Raw genomic sequence first — 19,053 nt, forward strand, 5'->3', positions numbered from 1 at the left:
TATAACTCTCACTTTCCTCTCTCTCTTCCCTTCTATTTCTATTACTTAGCTTTAATAAAAATAACTGGTCACTACTGTCATAGATGGTGGAATTACAAACGCGACCAATGACTTGCGACGGTGACAGTTGCTATGACAGGTCTCGATCGGCAGCGCCCAAACTGGTCACTGGTCACGCCGAATTCGTGACCAGTTTGGCCGGCGTGACCAGTTGCATGACACTTGCCCGCGAGCTGTCATGACGCTCGAAGCCTTTGCGCATGGCGACGATGCTGTCCTTCACGTCCCAGCTCGCCGGGATGAAGCCGTTGACCTCACGCGCGGGGTCCGTGGCCGTGAGCGCCTTTACCTCGAACGACCGGCCCTCGTGACCATTACGATGATAACGAAGCCCGGCCGTGTTCAGCTTCATCCCGCAATAGTAGCGCCCGGCATTGTCGCGCAACTCTTTGCGGTCGATCGCGATGCGCCTGTCGCCCATCGCCTGCAACGCCTTGTTGATCGCCTCGTTAGACGGCAGGCGCCGGTTCTCTCCCTTCAGCTCCGACCACCACACCGTATGCGCCAGACAAAAATCGACGATCTTCAGCCGAGCATTGGGGTCGAACTCGACACACTCGCTCAAGAAGCCCGCTACGAGGTTGCTGTCCTCATGGATGGCCTTGGCCGTTGCGGCGATGCTCTCGGTGGTGGCGATCGAACCCCGCTCCAGTGCGCGCTTAAGGCCGGCAATCGCCCAGTTCAAGACGCCGGGTAATTCCGTCGCGACGATGAACTCGCCGGGCTTGGCGAAGCCGCGCCGGATCGCTTCGGCAGCGGCGCCGATCGGCTTGCTCTCCGAGAATGCGCGCGTGACCTCGATCACCATCATGCGCGAGACGATCGCCTTCGTCGCTTCCTTAAACTGCGGCTGGAAGTTCGTCGCCCAAAAGACCGGCGCCCGGATCGGCTGCGTCAACATCGGACCATTCTTGATGTTGATCAGGATCGGCTCGCCCGTGATGATCGACTTCACGATCGACGACAAGTGCCACTGACCGCTAAACGCTTCGTGCAGAACCCACGGCGCCCGGCGCACAAACGGCATCGTGCCATGGTTGCCTTCTAACGACCCGATCGACGTGGCGATCGGGTTGCCGCCGAACAGGCCGGTCACGACATCAAGGGCACCGGACTTGGCCCGGTTCTCGATGCCCCAGAACACGCACGCCTTCGAGAGCGCGCGCGGCTTCTTGTCGATCAGCGCGGCGCCCATCAACTCCTGAACAATACCGATTAGAGCACGCTGTTCGTCTGGCTCCTTGTCGCCGAACATGTCGGCGATCATGATCTCCCACCACGTACACTTCTCGGCCGGGTCGTAGTCGATGTCGATGCGCCAAGAGCAGAAGTGCTCAGGCTTCGCCGGCTCTAGCTCGCCGGTGCGCGGATCGACGAGGCCCGAGCGCGTCGGGATTTTGCCATGCTGGTCCCATGGGATTTCCGTCTCGCGCCACAGCTTAGGACGGTGTTCGATCCAGCGGGTGGCTTCGTAACGCAGCTTGTTGTTCACCGTGAAGCCGAGATCATCACCGGCAGCCTGGACGCGAACTTCGAGCCAGTCCGTAGACGTGCGCAATTCCCAGACGCCTTTTCTGTAGAGCCACAGTCCATCGCGTGTACTGATCAACTGCTCGCCATCGTGCGCCATCTTGTTGAGCACAGCTTCGCCGACGACGACGTGTTGCTCGTTCTTCTTCACACGCCGATGCCGTTGCAGCAGCGCTCTTGCAGTCGCAAGATCGATCGGGGTAGTGTCGGTCATTCCAACATATCTCCTTTTGATCTGCCTCCGGTTCACCAGACCGGGGCAGATTTTTTTCGTTTCACCGGACGACACGTGGTGAGCACCACACGCGATCAGACGCGCTCGGATGACACCTCGTAACGTATTGATTTATTTATCTTTTCTTCTTGTCGCTCGTTCTATGACGGCTTATGGCTGGAGGTCAACAGCATCGTCACGGGAGACCTCAAACATGTTCGCACTCACCCCGATCGCACCGACCCTCTTCGACAAGTTGATCGCGAAGTCCGAGCACAACCGCCGGCAGATGAAGCAGCGTGGACAGCTTCAACCGCTCATCGTCGCGACGCCAGAGCAGCGCGCGGATGGCTTGTGGCGCGAACAGATTTTGCTTGTCGCTGACGCTGTGATCATGGTGCTGATCGACATGCTGATCGAGGCTGGAGCTAAGCGCGCACAGCTCGACGACGCCGTCATGCACGCGCTGCAGCTCGAAATGATCTCGCGCTTCCACGATATTGACGAAGGTAAGTCCGTCGTTCTTGCTTTTGCTCACGACGGTCGCCGCTGGCTGATCTCCTCGGCGGCGACCGTTAACGACGTGATGCAGGCGACCGCCGAACACTTCATTGCGACCGACGAAACCCTCGCGAAGTTCGGTGTCACTGTGACGCCGCGCGTCTCCTTCTATTGCGCTCCGCTGCACGAAGCTCTGGCGACTGTTCGCACTCGTGCCGCCGAGCACGACATCCAGCTTCCGGAACGCATCTGGCCGACGCCTGACGAACTCGATGCCGGCGCCGGCTTGCTCGCGGCAGCAATTGCGCCCCGCACCAGCCCGATCATCGAGAAGTGGCAGGCGTCGCGTCAGAGCGAAGCTGCGGCGGATGTGCTGCAGTGAGCGCGAAGGCCCCGAACATCATCAAGCGGACCGCTCGCGCTTTCCGCGCGTTCGCGCGTTCGTTCAGCGGATACGACATTACTGGCGGCTCTGGCCGCTGGCCTCAAAACTATATGCTCAACAGCCCGGTCACGCAGTCGCTCGCGGCTGCCCGACTGGCATCGCGCAAAATTGCACACCAAGCCGAGAACAACGCGCTCATCTCGTCGATCGTCACGAACACTGCCACGGCGATCGTCGGCGACGGTCCCACCGTCCGCTCGGCTCATCCTGACGCCGAGGTCAACGCCCACCTGCAGCGCGTCTGGAATGCGTTCTTCGCACGCTGCGACATCGAGGGCACCATGGGGCTCGGCGGCTATCTCTGCCGAGTGGGGCGCGGCTTCGTGATCGACGGGGAGAGTTTTACGAAATTCGTGGTCGATCCCGACGCCATGACGCTGAGCTTGCAGCTTCTCAGCGCCGATCAGGTTGACAGCGCCCGGACTGTGCCCTCGCTCGGAATGACCGGCGATGCGCCGAACATCGTTGCCGGCGTCGAGTTCGACGCGATTGGTCGTCGTGTTGCCTATTGGGTTCTCCCGACGCAGCCAGATGCGCCATGGGCATCGGTCCTGCCTCCGGTGCGCGTGGCGGCGCTCGATGTCTGTCACGTCTATGAACCTCGCTTTCCCGGCATGCCGCGCGGCATCAGCCCGTTGACGGCAGTTGCGCCGCTGGCGATGCAGCTCGACGAAGCTGTCGATGCGTCGATCGTGAAGCTGAAGACGACGGCGCTGCTCTCGATGCTCATTCGCGACCCAGAGGGCGAACTGAGCTACGACTTCGACAGCACCAACAATCCGCAAGCCTTGCATCTCGAACCGGGCGCGACCTTGCGTCTGCCGCCCGGCGCCGATGTGTCGTTCCCGCCTGTCAGCGAGATGAACACGCTCGGCGAAGTCCTCGCGCATATCGAACGCCTCATCTGTGCCGGCTCCGGCACGGGCGTGCCGTTCTTCATCGCGACGGGCGATCTTGGCAGCGTAAACTTCAGCGCCGGAAAGCTCGGCATGGCGGCGTTTCAGCGCCGCGTTAAGGCGCTGCAGGCGAACCACTTCGTCGCGCAGCTCTTGACGCCTATCTGGGACCGTATCGTCTTGCTCGAAGTCCTCAGCGGCCGACTACGGGCACCCGACTTCGAGAGCAACCCCGAACGCTACACCGCCCAGTTCTTGTTCACCGGCTGGCCACCGATCGACGAGCTGAAGGCCGCGAAGGCCGCCACGTTGAACATCGCGGCAAAGGTTAAGTCGCGCGCTGAAGTGATCTCGGAAGGCGGGCGCGATCCCGCCGATGTCGATGCCGAGATCGAAGCCGATCCATTCGCCGCCGACGATCTGTCGGCCAGCGCAACCACCATCAACGGTCAACCCGACACGGAGAACGCCTAACCATGCGTCATATTCTTCTGCGCGAGAGCGCACTTCCCCTCGAACGTCGCCATGCCGTGCCGCGCCCGCGTTCGTTTGACCCCGAGGCGCTGACCATCGAAGCGGTCATCGCGTCCAACACGCCTGTGCGTCGCCGTAATGCGCAGGGCGAGTTCTTGGAAATCCTCGACCCGGCTGGCCTCGACATCGCGACCACGCGAGGCGCTTCCGTGTTGAGCAACCACAACAGCGGCAGCCTGGACGCCGTCCTTGGTTCGCTCGACGACGTGCGCGTTGAAGGCGATCAGGTCATCGGTCGTGTCCGCTTTTCGTCCCGTCCGGAGATCGCTGCGGTCGTTCAGGATGTCCGCGACGGCATTCTGCGCAGCCTGTCTGTCGGCTACGCGGTGGATGAATGGAAGCCCGGCAAGGACGCCAACGGCCAGCGCACGATGACCGCTGTGAAATGGTCGATCCGCGAAGCCTCGTTCGTCGCGGTCCCGGCCGATCCAACCGCGCGCACGCGGGCAACTGACCCAAATGGGTCAGTTGTCCCAGATGGGACAACTGACACCCGCGCCATCCGCTCGCTCGGCCTGCGCGCTGGCGCCTCTCAGCAGCGCATCGACGCTCTTATCGAACTCGGTGCCACCGTCGAACAGGCGCGCGCTGCCTTCCTCAACGACATGATCGACCGCAACGTGACGGTTCGCAGCAATGGAAACTCTATGCCTCACAACCGTGAAACTCTCGACAATCCCGAAGTGTTCCAGCGCGCCGTCGCTGAAGCGCTCTACACTCGCATGAACTCGACGTTCACTCCGATGCCGCAATCCCGCGAGTTCATTGGCATGACCTGCGCCGACGTTGCGCGGGCGTGTCTGTATCGCGCGGGCGTGTCGGTCATGGGCATGGCCGGACCGACCGTGATCACGCGCGCGTTGCAGACGACCAGCGACTATCCGCTGTTGCTGGCGAACGTCATGAGCAAGAGCCTGCGCGATGCCTATCAGGCGGCGCCGGGCGGCATCCGCCGCATCGCTAAGGAAACGCAGGCCAACGACTTCCGCGCCAAGTCGCGCATCGTGATCGACCATTCCGGCTTCGTGCTGGAGCAGGTCAGCGAGAGCGCCGAGTATCCCTTCGGCAGCTTCATCGATAGCGCCGAGACCTACGCCATCGCGACCTACGGCAAGATTTTCTCGATCTCGCGCAAGGCGCTGGTCAATGACGACCTTGGAGGTCTCGGCGATGTCTCGCGCAACCTCGGCCTTGCGGCTGCCGAGTTCGAACGTCAGGCTCTCGTCAATCTATTGGTTGGCGCCGCCGGCCTTGGCCCGACGATGTCGGATAACGTGACGCTATTCCATGCGACCCATGGCAACGTTGGCACGGCCGGAGTGCCGAGCGAAACCACGCTTTCCGAAGCGCGCCTCTTGATGCGCAATCAGACCGGCCCGGGCGGCGGCTTGATCTCCGTCGTGCCGCGCTACCTAATCGTACCGAGCGAGCTGGAGACGGCCGGCGAGAAGTTGATCACCTCGGTGCAAGCGACCCAGACCGCTAACGTCAACCCGTTCGCATTCCTCGACCTGATTGTCGAACCGCGCCTGACCAGCGCGACGCGCTGGTACATCGCCTGCGATCCCGCACTGCTGCCGTGCGTCGAGTATGCGTATCTTGCCGGCGCCCCGGGACCGCAGACCGAGAGCCGCTCCGGCTTCGAGGTCGATGGCGTCCAGACCAAGGTTCGTCTCGACTATGGCTGCGGCGCCGTCGAGTTTCGCGGCCTCGTCACGAACGCTGGCCAGTAACATGGCCGACATTGTCGATTTGCAATCGCAGCTCGATGAACTGAAGCGCGCCTATCGTTCCGGCGCGCGGACCGTTTCATACGATGGCAAGAGCGTCACTTATGCTGACGGCGCCGAGTTGCGCGCCGCCATCGCTTCTCTTGAAAGCGAGATCGCGCGCGCCACTGGGACGCCGGCGTCGGCGATCGGCGTGGTGCGGTCGAGCAAGGGTTACTAGGAGATCGGCGCAGCACTCCTTTGCGGGCGACGCGGCCCGTCCAATAACGGAAAGCAAACCTCCCCGCTGTCGTCGTTGCACGCTTCTGTTTCGTGAGGGGTCAAGGTCGCAAGGCCGCACACAATGTCCTTGGCTCGGCGAAGGACGATCATCGACCTTCCTCAGAATGGACTGATTTGTTTGAGGGTGACGATAAGAGCGCTGGAGATCGCCTCATGCGAGCCGGGAGAAGTAGCGCCGCTCGTACTCGGAAAGTACATGGGATGGATCAAGTTTTCGGCTTTCATTTTCTCTTGCTGGCCGACGCCTTTCTGGTAGCGTCAATTACGACGATTTCGGAAGCGCGCTCGCCCTTTTTGAGGCGCTCTTCTCGAATACGCCTGATCTCATTCAGCTTGTTGCCCAGATCGCCGTAGTCGATGACGACAAACAGGCCAAATTCGGTTTGCGCGGCGGTCTTGTAGAATTCCAATTGCTTCTCATAGCCGTGAACGACCGTGCCGCCTGATCGTTTCATCTCGACCAACACGCGGGCCTCATACCCACTTGAGAATTTGAAATCGATCGGTCCGCCGCCCATGTTGGCCTCTGGCGAGATATCGAGATCGTTTGCTTTGCAGAATGCATCTGCGATCGCATAGTAGATCAGCTGTGAAGCGCGTTCTTTCTTCGGTTTGGCGCCAACCCAAAGCTCTTCCCACAAATTGCCCGCTTCCACGTGCCGCTTGAATTGATCAATTGTGTCTTTAACGACGCGAACTATCTCGTTAGCGCCGAGCTTTAGATCATAGGGAGTTGGCTGTTTGAGACCCGGAAATCCATGCGCGACGATCTCCTTGAGCCGATAGTAGCCGAGCGCATCTAGGTTTGGATCGTAGTTGCCGACATTTGCCTTCACAGCCGCCAAGAAGAAGTCAAAGTCTGCCGACGATCCTAGGGCGGCGTTACGAAGGGCATTTTTCCGCTCGATTACGGTGGGTCTGATAATGCCGCCAAGAAACTTGTTTACGCGATCCCGTATGCGCGCGTTTTCCATCGCTGCGCGCTCAATATCCGACCAGTCGTTGGCAATAGGCAGGTCGCGTACAATGTCCCTTGGAACGAGAATGATTGGTGTCAAGCGACCTTTCGCGTCAACGAATTTCGGCAGCATATGGCCTGCCCCGAAATCGAACGAAAAGAGCGGCACCCCGTTCGTCTTGCAGAAGCCCTCTGTGATCGCCGCCAAGTCCTCAATTATGACCGTCGTTGTCATGTCGCTGATGGTGTCGGGGCCTACGTCTTCTTCGAAAAATCCCATCAGCGAGATCATTTCCGGATCGCTTGCGCCTAGAGTGACGATCTCCTTGCCCGTCCGGAGGATCGCTTCGCGAATATCTTCAGGTCGTGAACTACCAGATCGGCTACTTCCGCCATAGCCCAACCCATTCTCGGGCGGCTCACTCAGGTCGAGTTGGCGCCGCGCCGCCTTCCAAGGTGCGTCATTCTCCGCCTTCGAGATGTTGAGCATGCGAACCAATATCTCGAAGTGCCTGCGAAATCGGGCAATGGCCGTCGTATTGATCGTGTTGTTGCTAGACTTCTCCAGCAGAGCTGGGTCTATGAACAGCGGCATGTCAACGTCTAGAAAAGGATCAATCAGCCCAGCAGCAGCCAAGGCTTGGGTCGATACTCCGAAATGGGCTGAAAATAGGATTGGATTTTGGATGCGAGCCATGTGGCTGAATGTAACTCGCGTTCAGATTGAGCGCTAAGGTGGATGCAAGAATGGGTGTGGATAAAGGCGAGGTTGGTAGTCGCGCGAGAGGCCGCTTTTAGTCATCAGCCTCGGGGAGCTGAGGAGCGATCTCAACCCGCAAGCCGGCGTCGCCGATTGCGCTGATCAGTTCGCCTTGAAGCGCGAGCTGCGATCTGACCATCTCGCTTGAGACCGGGAAGCTCGATATCTCCATCTTCAACGGCTGGCTACCTGAAAGCACGGCAGCGGCATTCCTCCGAATGCGACGACGATCGGCTTCTATCTCAGCATGGCCGGTCGGGTAGTAGATGCCTCGCTGCAAGTGCTCCTTGGTGAAGTCGAACCCTACCGCCTTAGAAATCACGAACAGCAGCTCGATGAAAGTCGATACACCTCACCATTCCACGCGAGTGGGCCTTGGCGGCGCAAATTCAGGAAGTCTGGCGCGCCCGAAGCTCCTCTTCGTATTTCAGCTTATCCAGCAGCATGTCGGTCACAAGACGTCGTAATTGCGCGTTCTCTAGCTCTAATCGCTTGATTGTCTCCATGGCGCTGGTCTCATTGAGACCGGATGGCCGGCCTTCGGCCTCCCCGCGCCGGCCATCAACCGGCACCGACGAACCCGGTGTCTTCTTCCAGCGATGGTAGGTCATGATGCTGACACCAAGCGCCTTCGATATCTCGCGCTGGGTCTTTCCCTTGGCTACAAGTTCTTTGGCTTGCGCCAGCTTGGCCGAAATCTCTCCCGAGGCATGCCTCTTGCCGCCCATGATGGTCCTCTTCGGCAGAATGTCGCCAGTCCGAAGTAAGCGCTAGTCGTGAATGTTTGATATCAGGCGCACCCGTGCGGGCCGGTAAGAAAACGGTAATCCGCTAGCGGGCTTGGAAGCTAATGAATTGATATTACGTCGCTTTATCTCATACCGTCACGGATCATGTACCCGGCGCCGCGGATCGTGTGCAGTAGCGGCCGCTCAAAACCCTTGTCGATCTTGGAGCGCAGCCGCGAAATGTGCACGTCGATCACGTTGGTCTGCGGATCGAAATGGTAGTCCCAGACGTTCTCCAGCAGCATGGTGCGCGTCACCACCTGGCCGGCATGCTTCATGAGGTATTCGAGCAGGCGAAATTCGCGCGGCTGGAGCGTCAGCTCGTCCTTGCCGCGGGCGACGCGATGGGACAGCCGGTCGAGCTCGAGAYCGCCGACGCGGTAGAGCGTATCCTCGGCCGGACCGCCGCGGCGTCGCGACAGCACCTCGACCCGGGCCAGCAGCTCGGCAAAGGAATAAGGCTTCGGCAGATAGTCGTCGCCGCCGGCGCGCAGACCCTTGATGCGATCGTCGACCTGCCCGAGCGCGGAGAGAATCAGCACCGGCGACGAGTCGCCCTTGTCGCGCAACGCGCCGATCAGGGACAGGCCGTCACGCTTGGGCAGCATGCGGTCGACCACCAGCACGTCGTAATCGCCGCTCTCGGCCATGGCGAGGCCTTCCTCGCCGTCGGCGGCGTGGTCGGCAATGTGTCCGACTTCACGAAACGCCTTCACGAGATAGTCGGCGGATTCGCGGTCGTCTTCGATGATGAGGAGGCGCATCGTGCGTTCGGCGGCGGTCAAGGGGGTCAACCTTCTCTGAACATGGCGCGAGCGGCAATCGCATGCAAGCCAAGCAAACGGGACTTGGGTAGGCAAAAAGGCGGGCGGTGAAGCTGGGGGGACCTCACCGCCCTAGGCCTTCCGACGGAGGGGGGCGTAATTCCACCGGAAGGTAGGCTGGGGGAGCGGGCCTTACGCTGCTCCCCCGAAGGGCGTCGGCGGCGGGGGCGACTGATGCCGGCGACACCCCTCATCTCGTAGACCTCCTGAAGGCTTAGCCCTTGGCGATGGGCACGGCGACGAAGCGCGACTGGCCGCCGCTCTTCACGCGCATCAGGACGCTGTTCTTGTTGTCGGTCCGCGCCGTGTTGATGGCGTCGCGGACTTCGCCGGCGGTGCTCACGCTCTTGCCGCCGACTTCGAGAATGACGTCGCCTTCCTTGAAGCCGCGTTCGGCCGCGGCGCTCTTCGGATCGACTTCGGTGACCACGACACCTTCCTTGCCGGCGCCGGCGACGGAGTCGGCGGGCGCGACGGTCATGCCGAGCTTGGGCACGTCGGTGCCACGGCTCGCACCCTTGCCGCTATCCTTGTCGGTGTCGGCCTTGGCCTCGATCGTGTTCGGCAGCTGGCCGAGGGTGAGGTTCACGACCTTGTCCTGGCCCTTGTGCAACACGTTGAGCTTCACGGTCGCGCCGGGCGCCATGCCGCCGATGGTACGGGCAAGCTCGCGGGCGTCCTTGACGGATTCGCCGTTGACCGAGGTGATCACGTCGCCGGACTCGATGCCGGCCTTCGCCGCCGGACCGTTCGCCTGCGGCTCCGCCACCAGCGCACCTTCAGCCTTCTTCATGCCGAGGCTGTCGGCGATATCGGACGTCACCGGCTGGATCTGGACGCCAATCCAGCCGCGGCTGACCGAGCCCTTGTCCTTGAGCTGGGCCACCACGCTCTTCACGGTGCTCGCGGGAATCGAGAACGCGATGCCGACGCTGCCGCCGGAGGGCGAGTAGATCGCGGTATTGACGCCCATCACCTCGCCGTTGGTGTCGAAAGCGGGACCACCGGAATTGCCCTTGTTCACGGGCGCATCGATCTGGATGAAGTCGTCATAGGGACCGTTGCCGATGTCGCGGCCGCTGGCCGAGACGATGCCCGCAGTGACGGTGCCGCCGAGGCCGAAGGGATTGCCAACCGCGAGCACCCAGTCGCCGATCCGCGGCTTGCTGTCGGCGAGCTTGGCGAACGGGAAGTTCGAGCTGCCCTCGACCTTGATGAGGGCGAGGTCAGTGCGCTGGTCGGTGCCGATCACCTTGGCGGTATAGGTCTTGCCGTCGTCGGTCGTGACTTCGACCTTGTCGGCGCCGTCGACCACGTGGTTGTTGGTCACGGCAAAACCGTCGGCGGAGATGAAGAAGCCGGAGCCCTGGCCCTGCACGACGCGGCCGCGGCCACCCTTCTGGCCCGGGAAACCATCCGGACCGCCGAAGCGGCGGAAGAAGCGCTCCATCGGCGAGCCCGGCTGGAACGGCGAGGAGGAATCATCGCCATCGTCGTTGCTTGCAGTCTTCTCCTTGATGTTGACCTTCACCGAGATCACCGACGGTTTCACGCGCTCGACGATGTCGGCGAACCCGACCGGACGCTCAACCTTCCGGACCTCGTTGTTGACCTGCGCATGCGCCGGGCTGGAGAACAGCTCGCTCGGCGAGGTCGACGGGCTGAAGCCGTGGACGGCAATCCCGAGGCCAGCGACGACCGAAGCCATCAGCGCGATCCTGCGCGCGGAGAAAACCGACCGGCGGGGCGGCCGGTAGGACGGAAGGTTCGTGAGGTCGGGACGGTCGGTCATGCAGGAATCTCCAAGGCCTTGAATTCTTTCGGTGCCGGATGGCAGCACGTTACGGACATGAAGATGGGGGCTCCCGCCTTACCGTGCGCTGGCGGCGGGGTTAAACTTTTGTAATGAAGGGTCGCGCCGTTGCGGCAGTTTATCGCACGCCGAAAGTCGTGGCCTTACAGGAACTTAATCGAGTTCCCCTGACGAGCGTCGAACACGCCTTTAGCGAGATCAGCTCGCCCTCACACTGACGATGAATTCGTCGACTTCACGCTTCAGGGTTTCGGCCTGCTGCGACAGATCGACGGCGGAATCGCGCGCTTCGGCCGCCATGCGGCCGGTCTCCGCCGACGCCGAGGTGATCTGGACGATGTGGTTGGAGACGTCCAGCGTTCCATGCGCGGCATCCTGCGCGCTGCGGGTGATGTCCTGCGTGGCGTTGCGCTGCTGGGCGGTGTCGACCTCGATGCCCGACATGATCGACGAGATCTCCGACAGCGTCTTCGAGATGCCGTCGATCGCGCCGCGCGTCTCCGCGGTGATGCCCTGGATGCTGGCGACGTGCGAGGTGATCTCCTCCGTCGCCTTGCTGGTCTGGTGCGCGAGGCTCTTCACTTCGGAGGCAACCACGGCAAAACCCTTGCCGGCGTCCCCTGCCCGCGCCGCCTCGATGGTGGCGTTGAGCGCCAGCAGGTTGGTCTGCGAGGCGATCGCCTGCACGAGCTGCACGACCTCGCCGATCTTGTCGGCGGCATCCGACAGGGTGTGGATGGTGTCGCGGCTCTTCTCGGCCTGCGTCGCCGCGCCTTCGGCACGCTGCGTCGCGTCGGTGACGCGGCGGCTGATCGTGCCGATCGAGTTCGTCATCTCCTCGGCCGAGCCCGCGACGATCTGCACGCTGGCGCTGGCCTGGTTCGCCGCGCTCGCGACCGCATTGGCCTTGGAGCTCGTGTCGTTGGCCGTCCGTGACAGCGTTTCGGCATTGCTCTTCAGGTGCGCGGCCGAGGACGCCACGCTGTCGACCACGCTGGCAACGAGATCGTTGAAGCGCTTGATCCGGGCGTCCAGGAATTTCGACCGCTCGGCCTGATGCTGCGCTTCGTGTAATTGCTGCTCGGTGAGGCGCCGCCGCTCCAAGCCGTTTGTCTTGAACACTTCCAGTGCGCCGGCGAGCAGGCCGATCTCGTTGGTACCGCCGAGGCCCGGAACAGGCGTCTCGAATTTCTGATCGGCGACCTCACGCATGGCGTGCACAATCGCCGCCAGCGGATTGAGGATGCCGTTGCGCACAGCGAACCAGGTAGTGAGGCAGATCGCGACAGCGACCACCGCGATCACGCCGCAGGCGATCAGAAAATAGGAGAATGCCGCCTGCGCCTGCTGGTAGATCAGCATTGCATGCTCGCGCGCGGGGCCGCTCAGCGCGGCGAAATCCGACGACAGGCTGGTGATCTCGTTGTTGAGGTAGAGCACCGCGACGAAGCCGGTGCCGCCGCCGATGCCCAGCAGGAACAATAATGCAGCGACGACGGCGCCGACCAGGAAGCGGATCGTCAGATTGCTGTTCGTGAACATCGGCTGAGGACTCAAAAATCTGGAATCGAATTTCGCGACAAGCTTCCAGACAAAGGTCAACAGAGCATGAAACACGCGGCCGCAGACGGCCTACGTATCATTACGTAGGCCGGGACGACTTGAAGTCGCTAGGACGACTTCGTCTCGTCCGACATCAAGGCTGTGAGCCGTGCCTCTTCATCCGCAGTGAGCGGCGGAGCTGGTAGGTCTGCACCGCTTCGCGCGCGCCGGCGGATTTGCAGCCAGAGCGCCAGGCCGCCGCCGATCAGCAGCAGCGGCGCGAGCAGCCACAACAACACGGTCTGCCGCTCGAAGCGCGGCTTGAGCAGCACGAACTCGCCATAGCGCGCGACCAGGAAGTCGAGCACCTGCGAATTGCTGTCGCCGGCAGCGATCCGCTCGCGCACCAGCAGCCGCAAATCGCGCGCCAGCGGCGCGTCGGAATCGTCGATCGACTGGTTCTGGCAGACCATGCAGCGCAGCTCGCGCGATAGGTCGCGCGCGCGTGCCTCCTTCGCGGGATCCGACATGATCTCGTCGGGCTGCACGGCGTGGGCGGCGGGCAAAGCCAGCAGCATGAGCGCAACGATCGTGACCATCATCCGCCGCATCGGATCACTCCGCCGGCTGAAGGCGCTGCTTGGCCCGCGCCGGCTTCGGTGCGCCGACCCGCAGGCGCCGATCGGACAGCGACAGCATGCCGCCAAAGGCCATGAGCACCGGTCCCCACCAGATCAGCAGCACCAGCGGCTTGTGATAGATGCGCACCGCAATGGCGCCATCGGCAGTCGCGTCGCCGAGGGAAACGTAGAGCTGGCTCGCGCCGCGCGTCAGCAATGCGGCCTCGGTGGTCGAGGACCCGCGCGTCGTGAAGTTGCGCTTGGACGGCGTCATGACGCTGATCTTCTCACCGTCGCGGCTGACGTTGAACTCGGCGATCATCTCGCGGAAGTTCGGCCCCTGACGCTGGGACAGGCCGTCGAGCTTGAGATCATAGCCGGCGACGTGTGCAACGTCGTTCTGCTTCATGGTCGCGATATACTCGCTGTTCCAGGTGGTCTCGCAGACGATCCCGATCAGCGCGACGCCGAGGCCCGCATGGGCAAACACAGAACCCCAGGCCGAACGCGGCAGGCCGCGGGCCCGGTGCAGCGTCGTTGCGAACGGCAGGCGGAACAAACCGGTCCGTTCGGACAGATCGGTCACGGCACCGGCGATGACGAAGACTCCAAGCCCAATTGCCAATGGTGCCAGCGCACTGCCACCACGGGTCCAGGCCCAGACGATGGCGATCACAACGAGCGCGGCAACGCCCGCCGCAAGCAGCCGCTGGGTGACGCCGAGCAGATCGCCGCGCTTCCACGCCAGCATCGGCCCGAACGGCACCACGAGCAGCAGCAGCGCGAACAGCGGGACGAAGGTGAGATTGTAGAAGGGCGCGCCGACCGACATCTTGAAGTCGAGCGCTTCCATCGCCAGCGGATAGAGCGTGCCGAACAGCACGACCGCGCAGGCTACGCTGAGCAGCAGATTGTTCAAGACCAGCGCGCCCTCGCGCGAGATCGGCGCGAACAGGCCGCCCTGCTTCAACGAGGTCGCGCGCCCTGCGAACAGCGACAGGCTGCCACCGATGAACAGGCAGAGGATCAGCAGGATGAACACGCCGCGCGTCGGATCGGTGGCGAAAGCGTGCACGGAGGTGATGACGCCCGAACGCACCAGGAAGGTGCCGAGCAGCGACAGCGAGAAGGTCAGGATCGACAGCAGGATGGTCCAGACCTTCAGCGCGTTGCGCTTCTCCATCACCAGCGCCGAGTGCAGCAGCGCCGTGCCGGCGAGCCACGGCATCAGCGAGGCGTTCTCGACCGGATCCCAGAACCACCAGCCGCCCCAGCCGAGCTCGTAATAGGCCCAGTACGACCCCATCGCGATGCCGAGGGTCAGGAAGATCCAGGCCACCAGCGTCCACGGCCGCACCCAGCGCGCCCAGGCCGCGTCGATCCGCCCCTCCATCAGCGCCGCGATGGCGAAGGAGAACGAGATCGAGAAGCCGACATAGCCGAGATAGAGCATCGGCGGATGCACGGCGAGGCCGATGTCCTGGAGCACCGGATTGAGATCGCGTCCCTCGATCGGCGGATTGGCGATACGCAGGAACGGATTCGATGTGACCAGGATGAAGAGATAGAACGCACTGGCGATCCACGCCTGCACGGCCAGCACATGCGCGCGCAGCGACAGCGGCAGATTGTTACCGAAGGCGGCGACCATTCCGCCGAACAGCGCCAGGATCGACACCCACAGCAGCATCGAGCCTTCATGGTTCCCCCACACGCCGGTGATCTTGTAGATCAGCGGCTTCATCGAATGGGAGTTCTCGTAGACGTTGGCGACGGAGAAATCCGAGTTCACGTGCAGTATCACGAGAGCCACGAACGACGCACCGACGAACAGCAGCTGCGCCAGCGCGGCGGAGCGCGCCACGTTCATCAGCGCGGCATCGCGCAAGCGCGCACCGATCAGCGGCACGATGGACTGGATCAGCGCCAGGCCAAGGGCCAGCACCAGCGCGTAGTGTCCGGATTCCGCGATCAACGCACTGCTCCCTGCGGGTTGCCCTGCGCGGTCGTCGCCGCGGGTTTGACGCTATCAGAAGCCTTGGCGCCGTAATCGTCCTTCCAGTGCCCCTGCTTCTTCAGGGCATCGGCGACTTCCTTGGGCATGTAGGTCTCGTCGTGCTTGGCGAGCACGGTGTCGGCCTTGAACACGCCATTGGCATCGAGCGCGCCTTCGGCGACCACGCCCTGCCCTTCCCGGAACAGGTCGGGCAGGATGCCCTTGTAGGCGACCGGCAGCTTGGCGCCACCGTCGGCAACCTCGAAGGTCACGGCGAGATTATCGCCGCGCTGGAGCGAGCCGGGCTGCACCAGGCCGCCGAGACGAAACCGCTTGCCGGGCTCGACGTGCTTTTCGGCGACCATCGTCGGCGTCGAGAAGAACACGATGGAGTCGCGCAGAGCGTTGAGCACGAGCGCGGCCGCAAGCGCGAGCACCGCGAGGGAGCCGCCGATGATGGTCATACGTCGCTGCTTGCGCGTCATCGCGTATCCGTTCTCCGCTCGCCTCGTCCCGACATCGTCATCCGTCGAGCCCGAGAGTCTTGAGGCCTTCGTTGAGCTGGCGCAGCCGCGCGGCGTCGTTGGCGACCGCCTGTCGGGCGTCGGTCGAAGCGCCCATTGCCCTGTCACGATCGCCCATCACGAGATAAGCGCGCACCAGGCGCAGCCAACCCTCGACATCATCGCCGTTCTGCTTCAGCCGGGTGGCCAGGCGTTCGACCATGCCGCGCACCATCGCGTTGCGATCGCCCTCGTTCATGTCCTTGGAGGCTGCGATCGTCTCGTCAGACAGCGCCGGCATCGTAGCGCCACCGCCGCCGACCCGCGCCAGCGAGGTCTGCACCAGAGGACGCCACGGCGCATCCGCCGGCGCTTTCGCCAGCAGTGCGCGCCAGATGTTGGCGGCATCGTCCTTGCGGCCATCCTGCTCGGCGGCAAGTCCGAGGAAATAGTTCGCCTTGGGATCGTCCGCGTTCAGCCCATGCGCGCGTTCGAATTCGGTCTTGGCCTCAGCAGTCACCACGCCGCCGGCGGCAGCCGCGATCGCCTCGCCGAGATCGGCCCGGCGCTCCGAACTCTCACCATTGTAGGTGAGCGAGTTGCGATAGGCGCGCACCGCATCGTCGAAGCGGCCAAGCCGCACCAGCACCGGCGCGAGCACGTTCCAGCCGCGCCCGTCGGTCGGATTCTTTTCCAGATGCTGCTCGACCTGCACGACGAGATTCTCGAGCGCCATGCCGGACCCGGCCCCGCGCTCCCGCTGCGCCAGGGGAAAGTCCTGGAGCCTGGGCGAGCCGAGCGGCATGTAGACGCCGATCGCAATGAGCGGCAGGCCGGCAAGCGCCAGCACAGCCGCCGCGCGGCGCCATTTGAGGCTCGATGTCGGTTCCGATGCCGGCTCGCTCCCGGCCGCGGCAAGCAGCCTGCGGCTGATCTCGACACGTGCGGCCTCGGCTTCCGGTGCGGCGATCAGTCCTGCGGCGAGATCACGCTCGATCTCAGCCAGTTGGTCCTTGTAGACCGCGACCTCGCTCCCCTGATTTTGCGCGCGTCCGCTGCGGCCGAGCGGCAGAAGCACGGCGAAAATCGCCGCGACCGTCATCAGCGCGAACACGAACCATAGCGTCATCTGGCAAGCTTCCGGCGGCGCGCGAACCGCGCCCATAGGTGGCTTTACACCACGGCCGGACGATGCGGCAATTGACAATTGTCAATTCGGCGCGACCGCACACAGTCCCGAAACTGTGAAAATCCAACGGCTTAACGGATCTCGAAGTCCGCGCTTTGAGCGGCGTCCTCGCCGTGCCCGTTGAAGGCCCTCAGGAAGTATGTTCCCGGCTCGATTGCTTCAGGCAATTTGATGCGCAACGCCCCGACGGGAACGGGCGATGCAACCCTGGTGACGGTCTCAGGCAGTTGGCGACCGCTTGCCTTCTCGATCAGCACCACCTTCGCGCCAACCATCAGCCTCTGATACTTGGCGACAATGACGCGGTTTTCAATTTCGATGGAGCTGATAAGGGGTTTCATGCGCCCACAGATAGAAATTCCAAAAATTTGCACGGCGACCGTAGGGCCCGCCACCGGCACCGTCAACCACAAATTGTGATCACAAAAAAATGCGCTTGATCAGCTTGCCCGCGACGATTTGCGCTCGCCCGTGGCCGCGTTCTCCGCGGCGCGGCTCATCAGCGACGCGTAATCATCGCCGAACAGCACCTGGCAGAAGCGGATCGCGGCCTGCACCTGCTGCTGCCGATAGGTGCGGACCTTGTGATCGGCCGCTCGCAGCGACTGCACCAGCTGCTCGGTCGAGCGTTCGACATATTGCTGGAGATCGGAATAGGTGCGCAACGTCACTTCGTTGATCGCAAGCTCGCTCGCGTAGTTGCGGCAGGTCGCGACGAAATCGATCAGTGCCGCGGTTTCCTCGACCTCGGTGCTGTCGATCCGCGCCCCCGGCGGAATGTCCTTCTCGGCGCGCTGGCGCAGGATGCGGCGAACCCGGCCGGGAACGCTGTCGATCTCCGATTGCAGCGCATTGGAGATGTCGGCCCGGATCGAGGTCAGCTGCTTGCCCCAGACGGAATCGTTGCGCAGATCGAGTTCCGTGCGAAGACCGCGCACGCCGTCATGCAGCGCCTTGAGATTGTCGGCGACGTTCTCGAAATGGCCGCGCTTGATGTCCATGCGCAGGATCGCGGCAACGCAGGACAAATCATGCAAAGCGATCGTGACGGCCACGCCGTAGGGCGTCGCCGCGACGCGGATCTCGTCGTCGGACGCGGCAATCTTGATGGCGAGGCGGATGATCTGCCACGGCGCGGTCATCCGCTGCACGACCATCGACAGCGCGAAGGCCAGCATCTGCGGCGTCTGGAGCGCGGGGATGTTGAGTGTGGAAGTCACAGATGCGATCTGGGCTTCGCCGAAGGTACGCAGGAAGCGCGGCAGCTTCTCGTTCAGCGTGGCGATGGCCTCCCGGACCTGAAGCACCGCTCCGATCGAATAGAGGTCCTCGATCACGTTGGGCGGGCCGACACGGGCGAGCGCGCGCGACTTGTCGCCGCCGCCGGGACCCGTCAGCCCGAAGATGGCATCCGCGGCCACGGCCTGGAGCTTCGCGGCGAGGGCTTCGACCTGCCCTGCACTGTCTGAAGCCGACATGTGCGCCAGCGCCGCCTCGAATTCGTTGACCTTGTCGGGGGCGCCATCGCGGCCGAGCCATTGCCAGATCGGATGCAGCGAGGAGCGACAGATCTGGCCGACCCTGACAGGGGCGCCCGTCTCGACCAGGAACGGTTCCAGCACCTGGAACAACAGCCGCGACAGATCGTCCGTGCGCGGCGGCGCAGCCTCGTCGACTTCGGTCTTGCGGACGATCTTGCGCAGCTGCTCGAGCACGAGGGTCGCCACCGCCGTGTCCTGGCCGCGCTCGAGCGCGCGCTCGAACTCCCGCATCAGCAGCGCCTGCGACTGCGGCGGGAGCTGCGCGAGATATTCCCTCAGCCGCTCGATCGATGTCTGGCTCATGCGCCCGGGTGATGCACGATAAAA

General features: G+C 63.0%; 17 protein-coding genes. 4 read left to right on the plus strand and 13 right to left on the minus strand.

What is annotated here, in order from left to right; genetic code table 11:
• Positions 1–172 precede the first annotated feature (172 nt).
• Positions 173–1,804: a hypothetical protein gene (locus AC1DW2_RS07860; protein ID WP_477005644.1), complete on the minus strand. Its 1,632-nt coding sequence runs from the start codon at positions 1,802–1,804 to the stop codon at positions 173–175.
• A 214-nt stretch (positions 1,805–2,018) separates the two neighbouring features.
• Between AC1DW2_RS07860 and AC1DW2_RS07865 the strand changes: the two genes are divergently transcribed.
• The 4 genes from AC1DW2_RS07865 to AC1DW2_RS07880 are packed head-to-tail and all read left to right on the plus strand — an operon-like array spanning position 2,019 to position 6,130.
• Positions 2,019–2,687, plus strand: coding sequence for a hypothetical protein (locus tag AC1DW2_RS07865; protein ID WP_028149888.1), 669 nt, complete (start codon positions 2,019–2,021; stop codon positions 2,685–2,687).
• Positions 2,684–4,120 carry a phage portal protein gene (locus AC1DW2_RS07870; protein ID WP_477005645.1) on the plus strand — a complete coding sequence of 479 codons (1,437 nt, stop codon included), beginning with the start codon at positions 2,684–2,686 and terminating at the stop codon, positions 4,118–4,120. Before AC1DW2_RS07865 ends, AC1DW2_RS07870 begins: the two co-directional genes overlap by 4 nt.
• Positions 4,121–4,122: 2 nt before the next feature.
• Positions 4,123–5,913 carry a prohead protease/major capsid protein fusion protein gene (locus AC1DW2_RS07875; RefSeq protein WP_477005646.1) on the plus strand — a complete coding sequence of 597 codons (1,791 nt, stop codon included), beginning with the start codon at positions 4,123–4,125 and terminating at the stop codon, positions 5,911–5,913.
• A 1-nt stretch (position 5,914) separates the two neighbouring features.
• The gene (locus AC1DW2_RS07880; protein ID WP_028149891.1) at positions 5,915–6,130 is read left to right on the plus strand and encodes a phage head-tail joining protein; all 216 of its coding nucleotides are present in this window, start codon (positions 5,915–5,917) and stop codon (positions 6,128–6,130) included.
• 283 nt (positions 6,131–6,413) lie between these two features.
• On the opposite strand, the gene AC1DW2_RS07885 is transcribed toward AC1DW2_RS07880, so the two are convergent.
• The 12 genes from AC1DW2_RS07885 to AC1DW2_RS07940 all read right to left on the minus strand — a co-directional run bounded on the left by AC1DW2_RS07885 (position 6,414) and on the right by AC1DW2_RS07940 (position 19,029).
• On the minus strand, positions 6,414–7,847 hold the full coding sequence (locus AC1DW2_RS07885) for a chromosomal replication initiator DnaA (RefSeq protein ID WP_249164987.1): 1,434 nt from the start codon (positions 7,845–7,847) through the stop codon (positions 6,414–6,416).
• Between the two features lie 97 nt (positions 7,848–7,944).
• Positions 7,945–8,247 (minus strand): DUF6680 family protein, encoded by a 303-nt coding sequence (locus AC1DW2_RS07890; protein WP_309249507.1) that lies wholly within the window; start codon positions 8,245–8,247, stop codon positions 7,945–7,947.
• Positions 8,248–8,299: 52 nt separating this feature from the next.
• Positions 8,300–8,638, minus strand: a complete 339-nt coding sequence (locus AC1DW2_RS07895) for a helix-turn-helix domain-containing protein (protein WP_477005647.1) — start codon at positions 8,636–8,638, stop codon at positions 8,300–8,302.
• Between the two features lie 143 nt (positions 8,639–8,781).
• Positions 8,782–9,462 (minus strand): response regulator transcription factor, encoded by a 681-nt coding sequence (locus AC1DW2_RS07900; RefSeq protein WP_477005648.1) that lies wholly within the window; start codon positions 9,460–9,462, stop codon positions 8,782–8,784.
• A gap of 274 nt (positions 9,463–9,736) precedes the next feature.
• Positions 9,737–11,314 carry a Do family serine endopeptidase gene (locus AC1DW2_RS07905; protein WP_028149896.1) on the minus strand — a complete coding sequence of 526 codons (1,578 nt, stop codon included), beginning with the start codon at positions 11,312–11,314 and terminating at the stop codon, positions 9,737–9,739.
• Positions 11,315–11,533: 219 nt separating this feature from the next.
• On the minus strand, positions 11,534–12,877 hold the full coding sequence (locus AC1DW2_RS07910) for a methyl-accepting chemotaxis protein (protein WP_477005649.1): 1,344 nt from the start codon (positions 12,875–12,877) through the stop codon (positions 11,534–11,536).
• Positions 12,878–13,005: 128 nt separating this feature from the next.
• A complete protein-coding gene (locus AC1DW2_RS07915) occupies positions 13,006–13,488 on the minus strand; it encodes a cytochrome c-type biogenesis protein (protein ID WP_247308447.1) in 483 nt (160 codons plus the stop codon).
• A 4-nt stretch (positions 13,489–13,492) separates the two neighbouring features.
• Entirely contained in the window at positions 13,493–15,472 is a 1,980-nt protein-coding gene (locus AC1DW2_RS07920) for a heme lyase CcmF/NrfE family subunit (protein WP_247308446.1), read from the minus strand.
• A complete protein-coding gene (ccmE, locus tag AC1DW2_RS07925) occupies positions 15,469–15,978 on the minus strand; it encodes a cytochrome c maturation protein CcmE (RefSeq protein ID WP_063984547.1) in 510 nt (169 codons plus the stop codon). The genes AC1DW2_RS07920 and ccmE overlap by 4 nt, the downstream gene beginning before the upstream one ends.
• Before the next feature lie 37 nt (positions 15,979–16,015).
• Positions 16,016–17,125, minus strand: a complete 1,110-nt coding sequence (ccmI, locus tag AC1DW2_RS07930; protein ID WP_071917603.1) for a c-type cytochrome biogenesis protein CcmI — start codon at positions 17,123–17,125, stop codon at positions 16,016–16,018.
• A gap of 131 nt (positions 17,126–17,256) precedes the next feature.
• The gene (locus tag AC1DW2_RS07935) at positions 17,257–17,526 is read right to left on the minus strand and encodes a hypothetical protein (RefSeq protein ID WP_028149902.1); all 270 of its coding nucleotides are present in this window, start codon (positions 17,524–17,526) and stop codon (positions 17,257–17,259) included.
• A 99-nt stretch (positions 17,527–17,625) separates the two neighbouring features.
• Entirely contained in the window at positions 17,626–19,029 is a 1,404-nt protein-coding gene (locus tag AC1DW2_RS07940; protein WP_477005650.1) for a hypothetical protein, read from the minus strand.
• Positions 19,030–19,053: the final 24 nt, after the last annotated feature.

The organism is Bradyrhizobium sp. P3_C3 (assembly GCF_056402655.1).

What these genes read in the sequence shown, in the direction of transcription:
- AC1DW2_RS07860 (WP_477005644.1), bottom strand. Translation starts at nt 1,804, where the DNA reads ATGACCGACACTACCCCGATCGATCTTGCGACTGCAAGAGCGCTGCTG.
- AC1DW2_RS07865 (WP_028149888.1), top strand. Translation starts at nt 2,019, where the DNA reads ATGTTCGCACTCACCCCGATCGCACCGACCCTCTTCGACAAGTTGATC.
- AC1DW2_RS07875 (WP_477005646.1), top strand. Translation starts at nt 4,123, where the DNA reads ATGCGTCATATTCTTCTGCGCGAGAGCGCACTTCCCCTCGAACGTCGC.
- AC1DW2_RS07880 (WP_028149891.1), top strand. Translation starts at nt 5,915, where the DNA reads ATGGCCGACATTGTCGATTTGCAATCGCAGCTCGATGAACTGAAGCGC.
- AC1DW2_RS07885 (WP_249164987.1), bottom strand. Translation starts at nt 7,847, where the DNA reads ATGGCTCGCATCCAAAATCCAATCCTATTTTCAGCCCATTTCGGAGTA.
- AC1DW2_RS07895 (WP_477005647.1), bottom strand. Translation starts at nt 8,638, where the DNA reads ATGGGCGGCAAGAGGCATGCCTCGGGAGAGATTTCGGCCAAGCTGGCG.
- AC1DW2_RS07905 (WP_028149896.1), bottom strand. Translation starts at nt 11,314, where the DNA reads ATGACCGACCGTCCCGACCTCACGAACCTTCCGTCCTACCGGCCGCCC.
- AC1DW2_RS07910 (WP_477005649.1), bottom strand. Translation starts at nt 12,877, where the DNA reads ATGTTCACGAACAGCAATCTGACGATCCGCTTCCTGGTCGGCGCCGTC.
- AC1DW2_RS07915 (WP_247308447.1), bottom strand. Translation starts at nt 13,488, where the DNA reads ATGCGGCGGATGATGGTCACGATCGTTGCGCTCATGCTGCTGGCTTTG.
- ccmE (WP_063984547.1), bottom strand. Translation starts at nt 15,978, where the DNA reads ATGACGCGCAAGCAGCGACGTATGACCATCATCGGCGGCTCCCTCGCG.
- ccmI (WP_071917603.1), bottom strand. Translation starts at nt 17,125, where the DNA reads ATGACGCTATGGTTCGTGTTCGCGCTGATGACGGTCGCGGCGATTTTC.
- AC1DW2_RS07935 (WP_028149902.1), bottom strand. Translation starts at nt 17,526, where the DNA reads ATGAAACCCCTTATCAGCTCCATCGAAATTGAAAACCGCGTCATTGTC.
- AC1DW2_RS07940 (WP_477005650.1), bottom strand. Translation starts at nt 19,029, where the DNA reads ATGAGCCAGACATCGATCGAGCGGCTGAGGGAATATCTCGCGCAGCTC.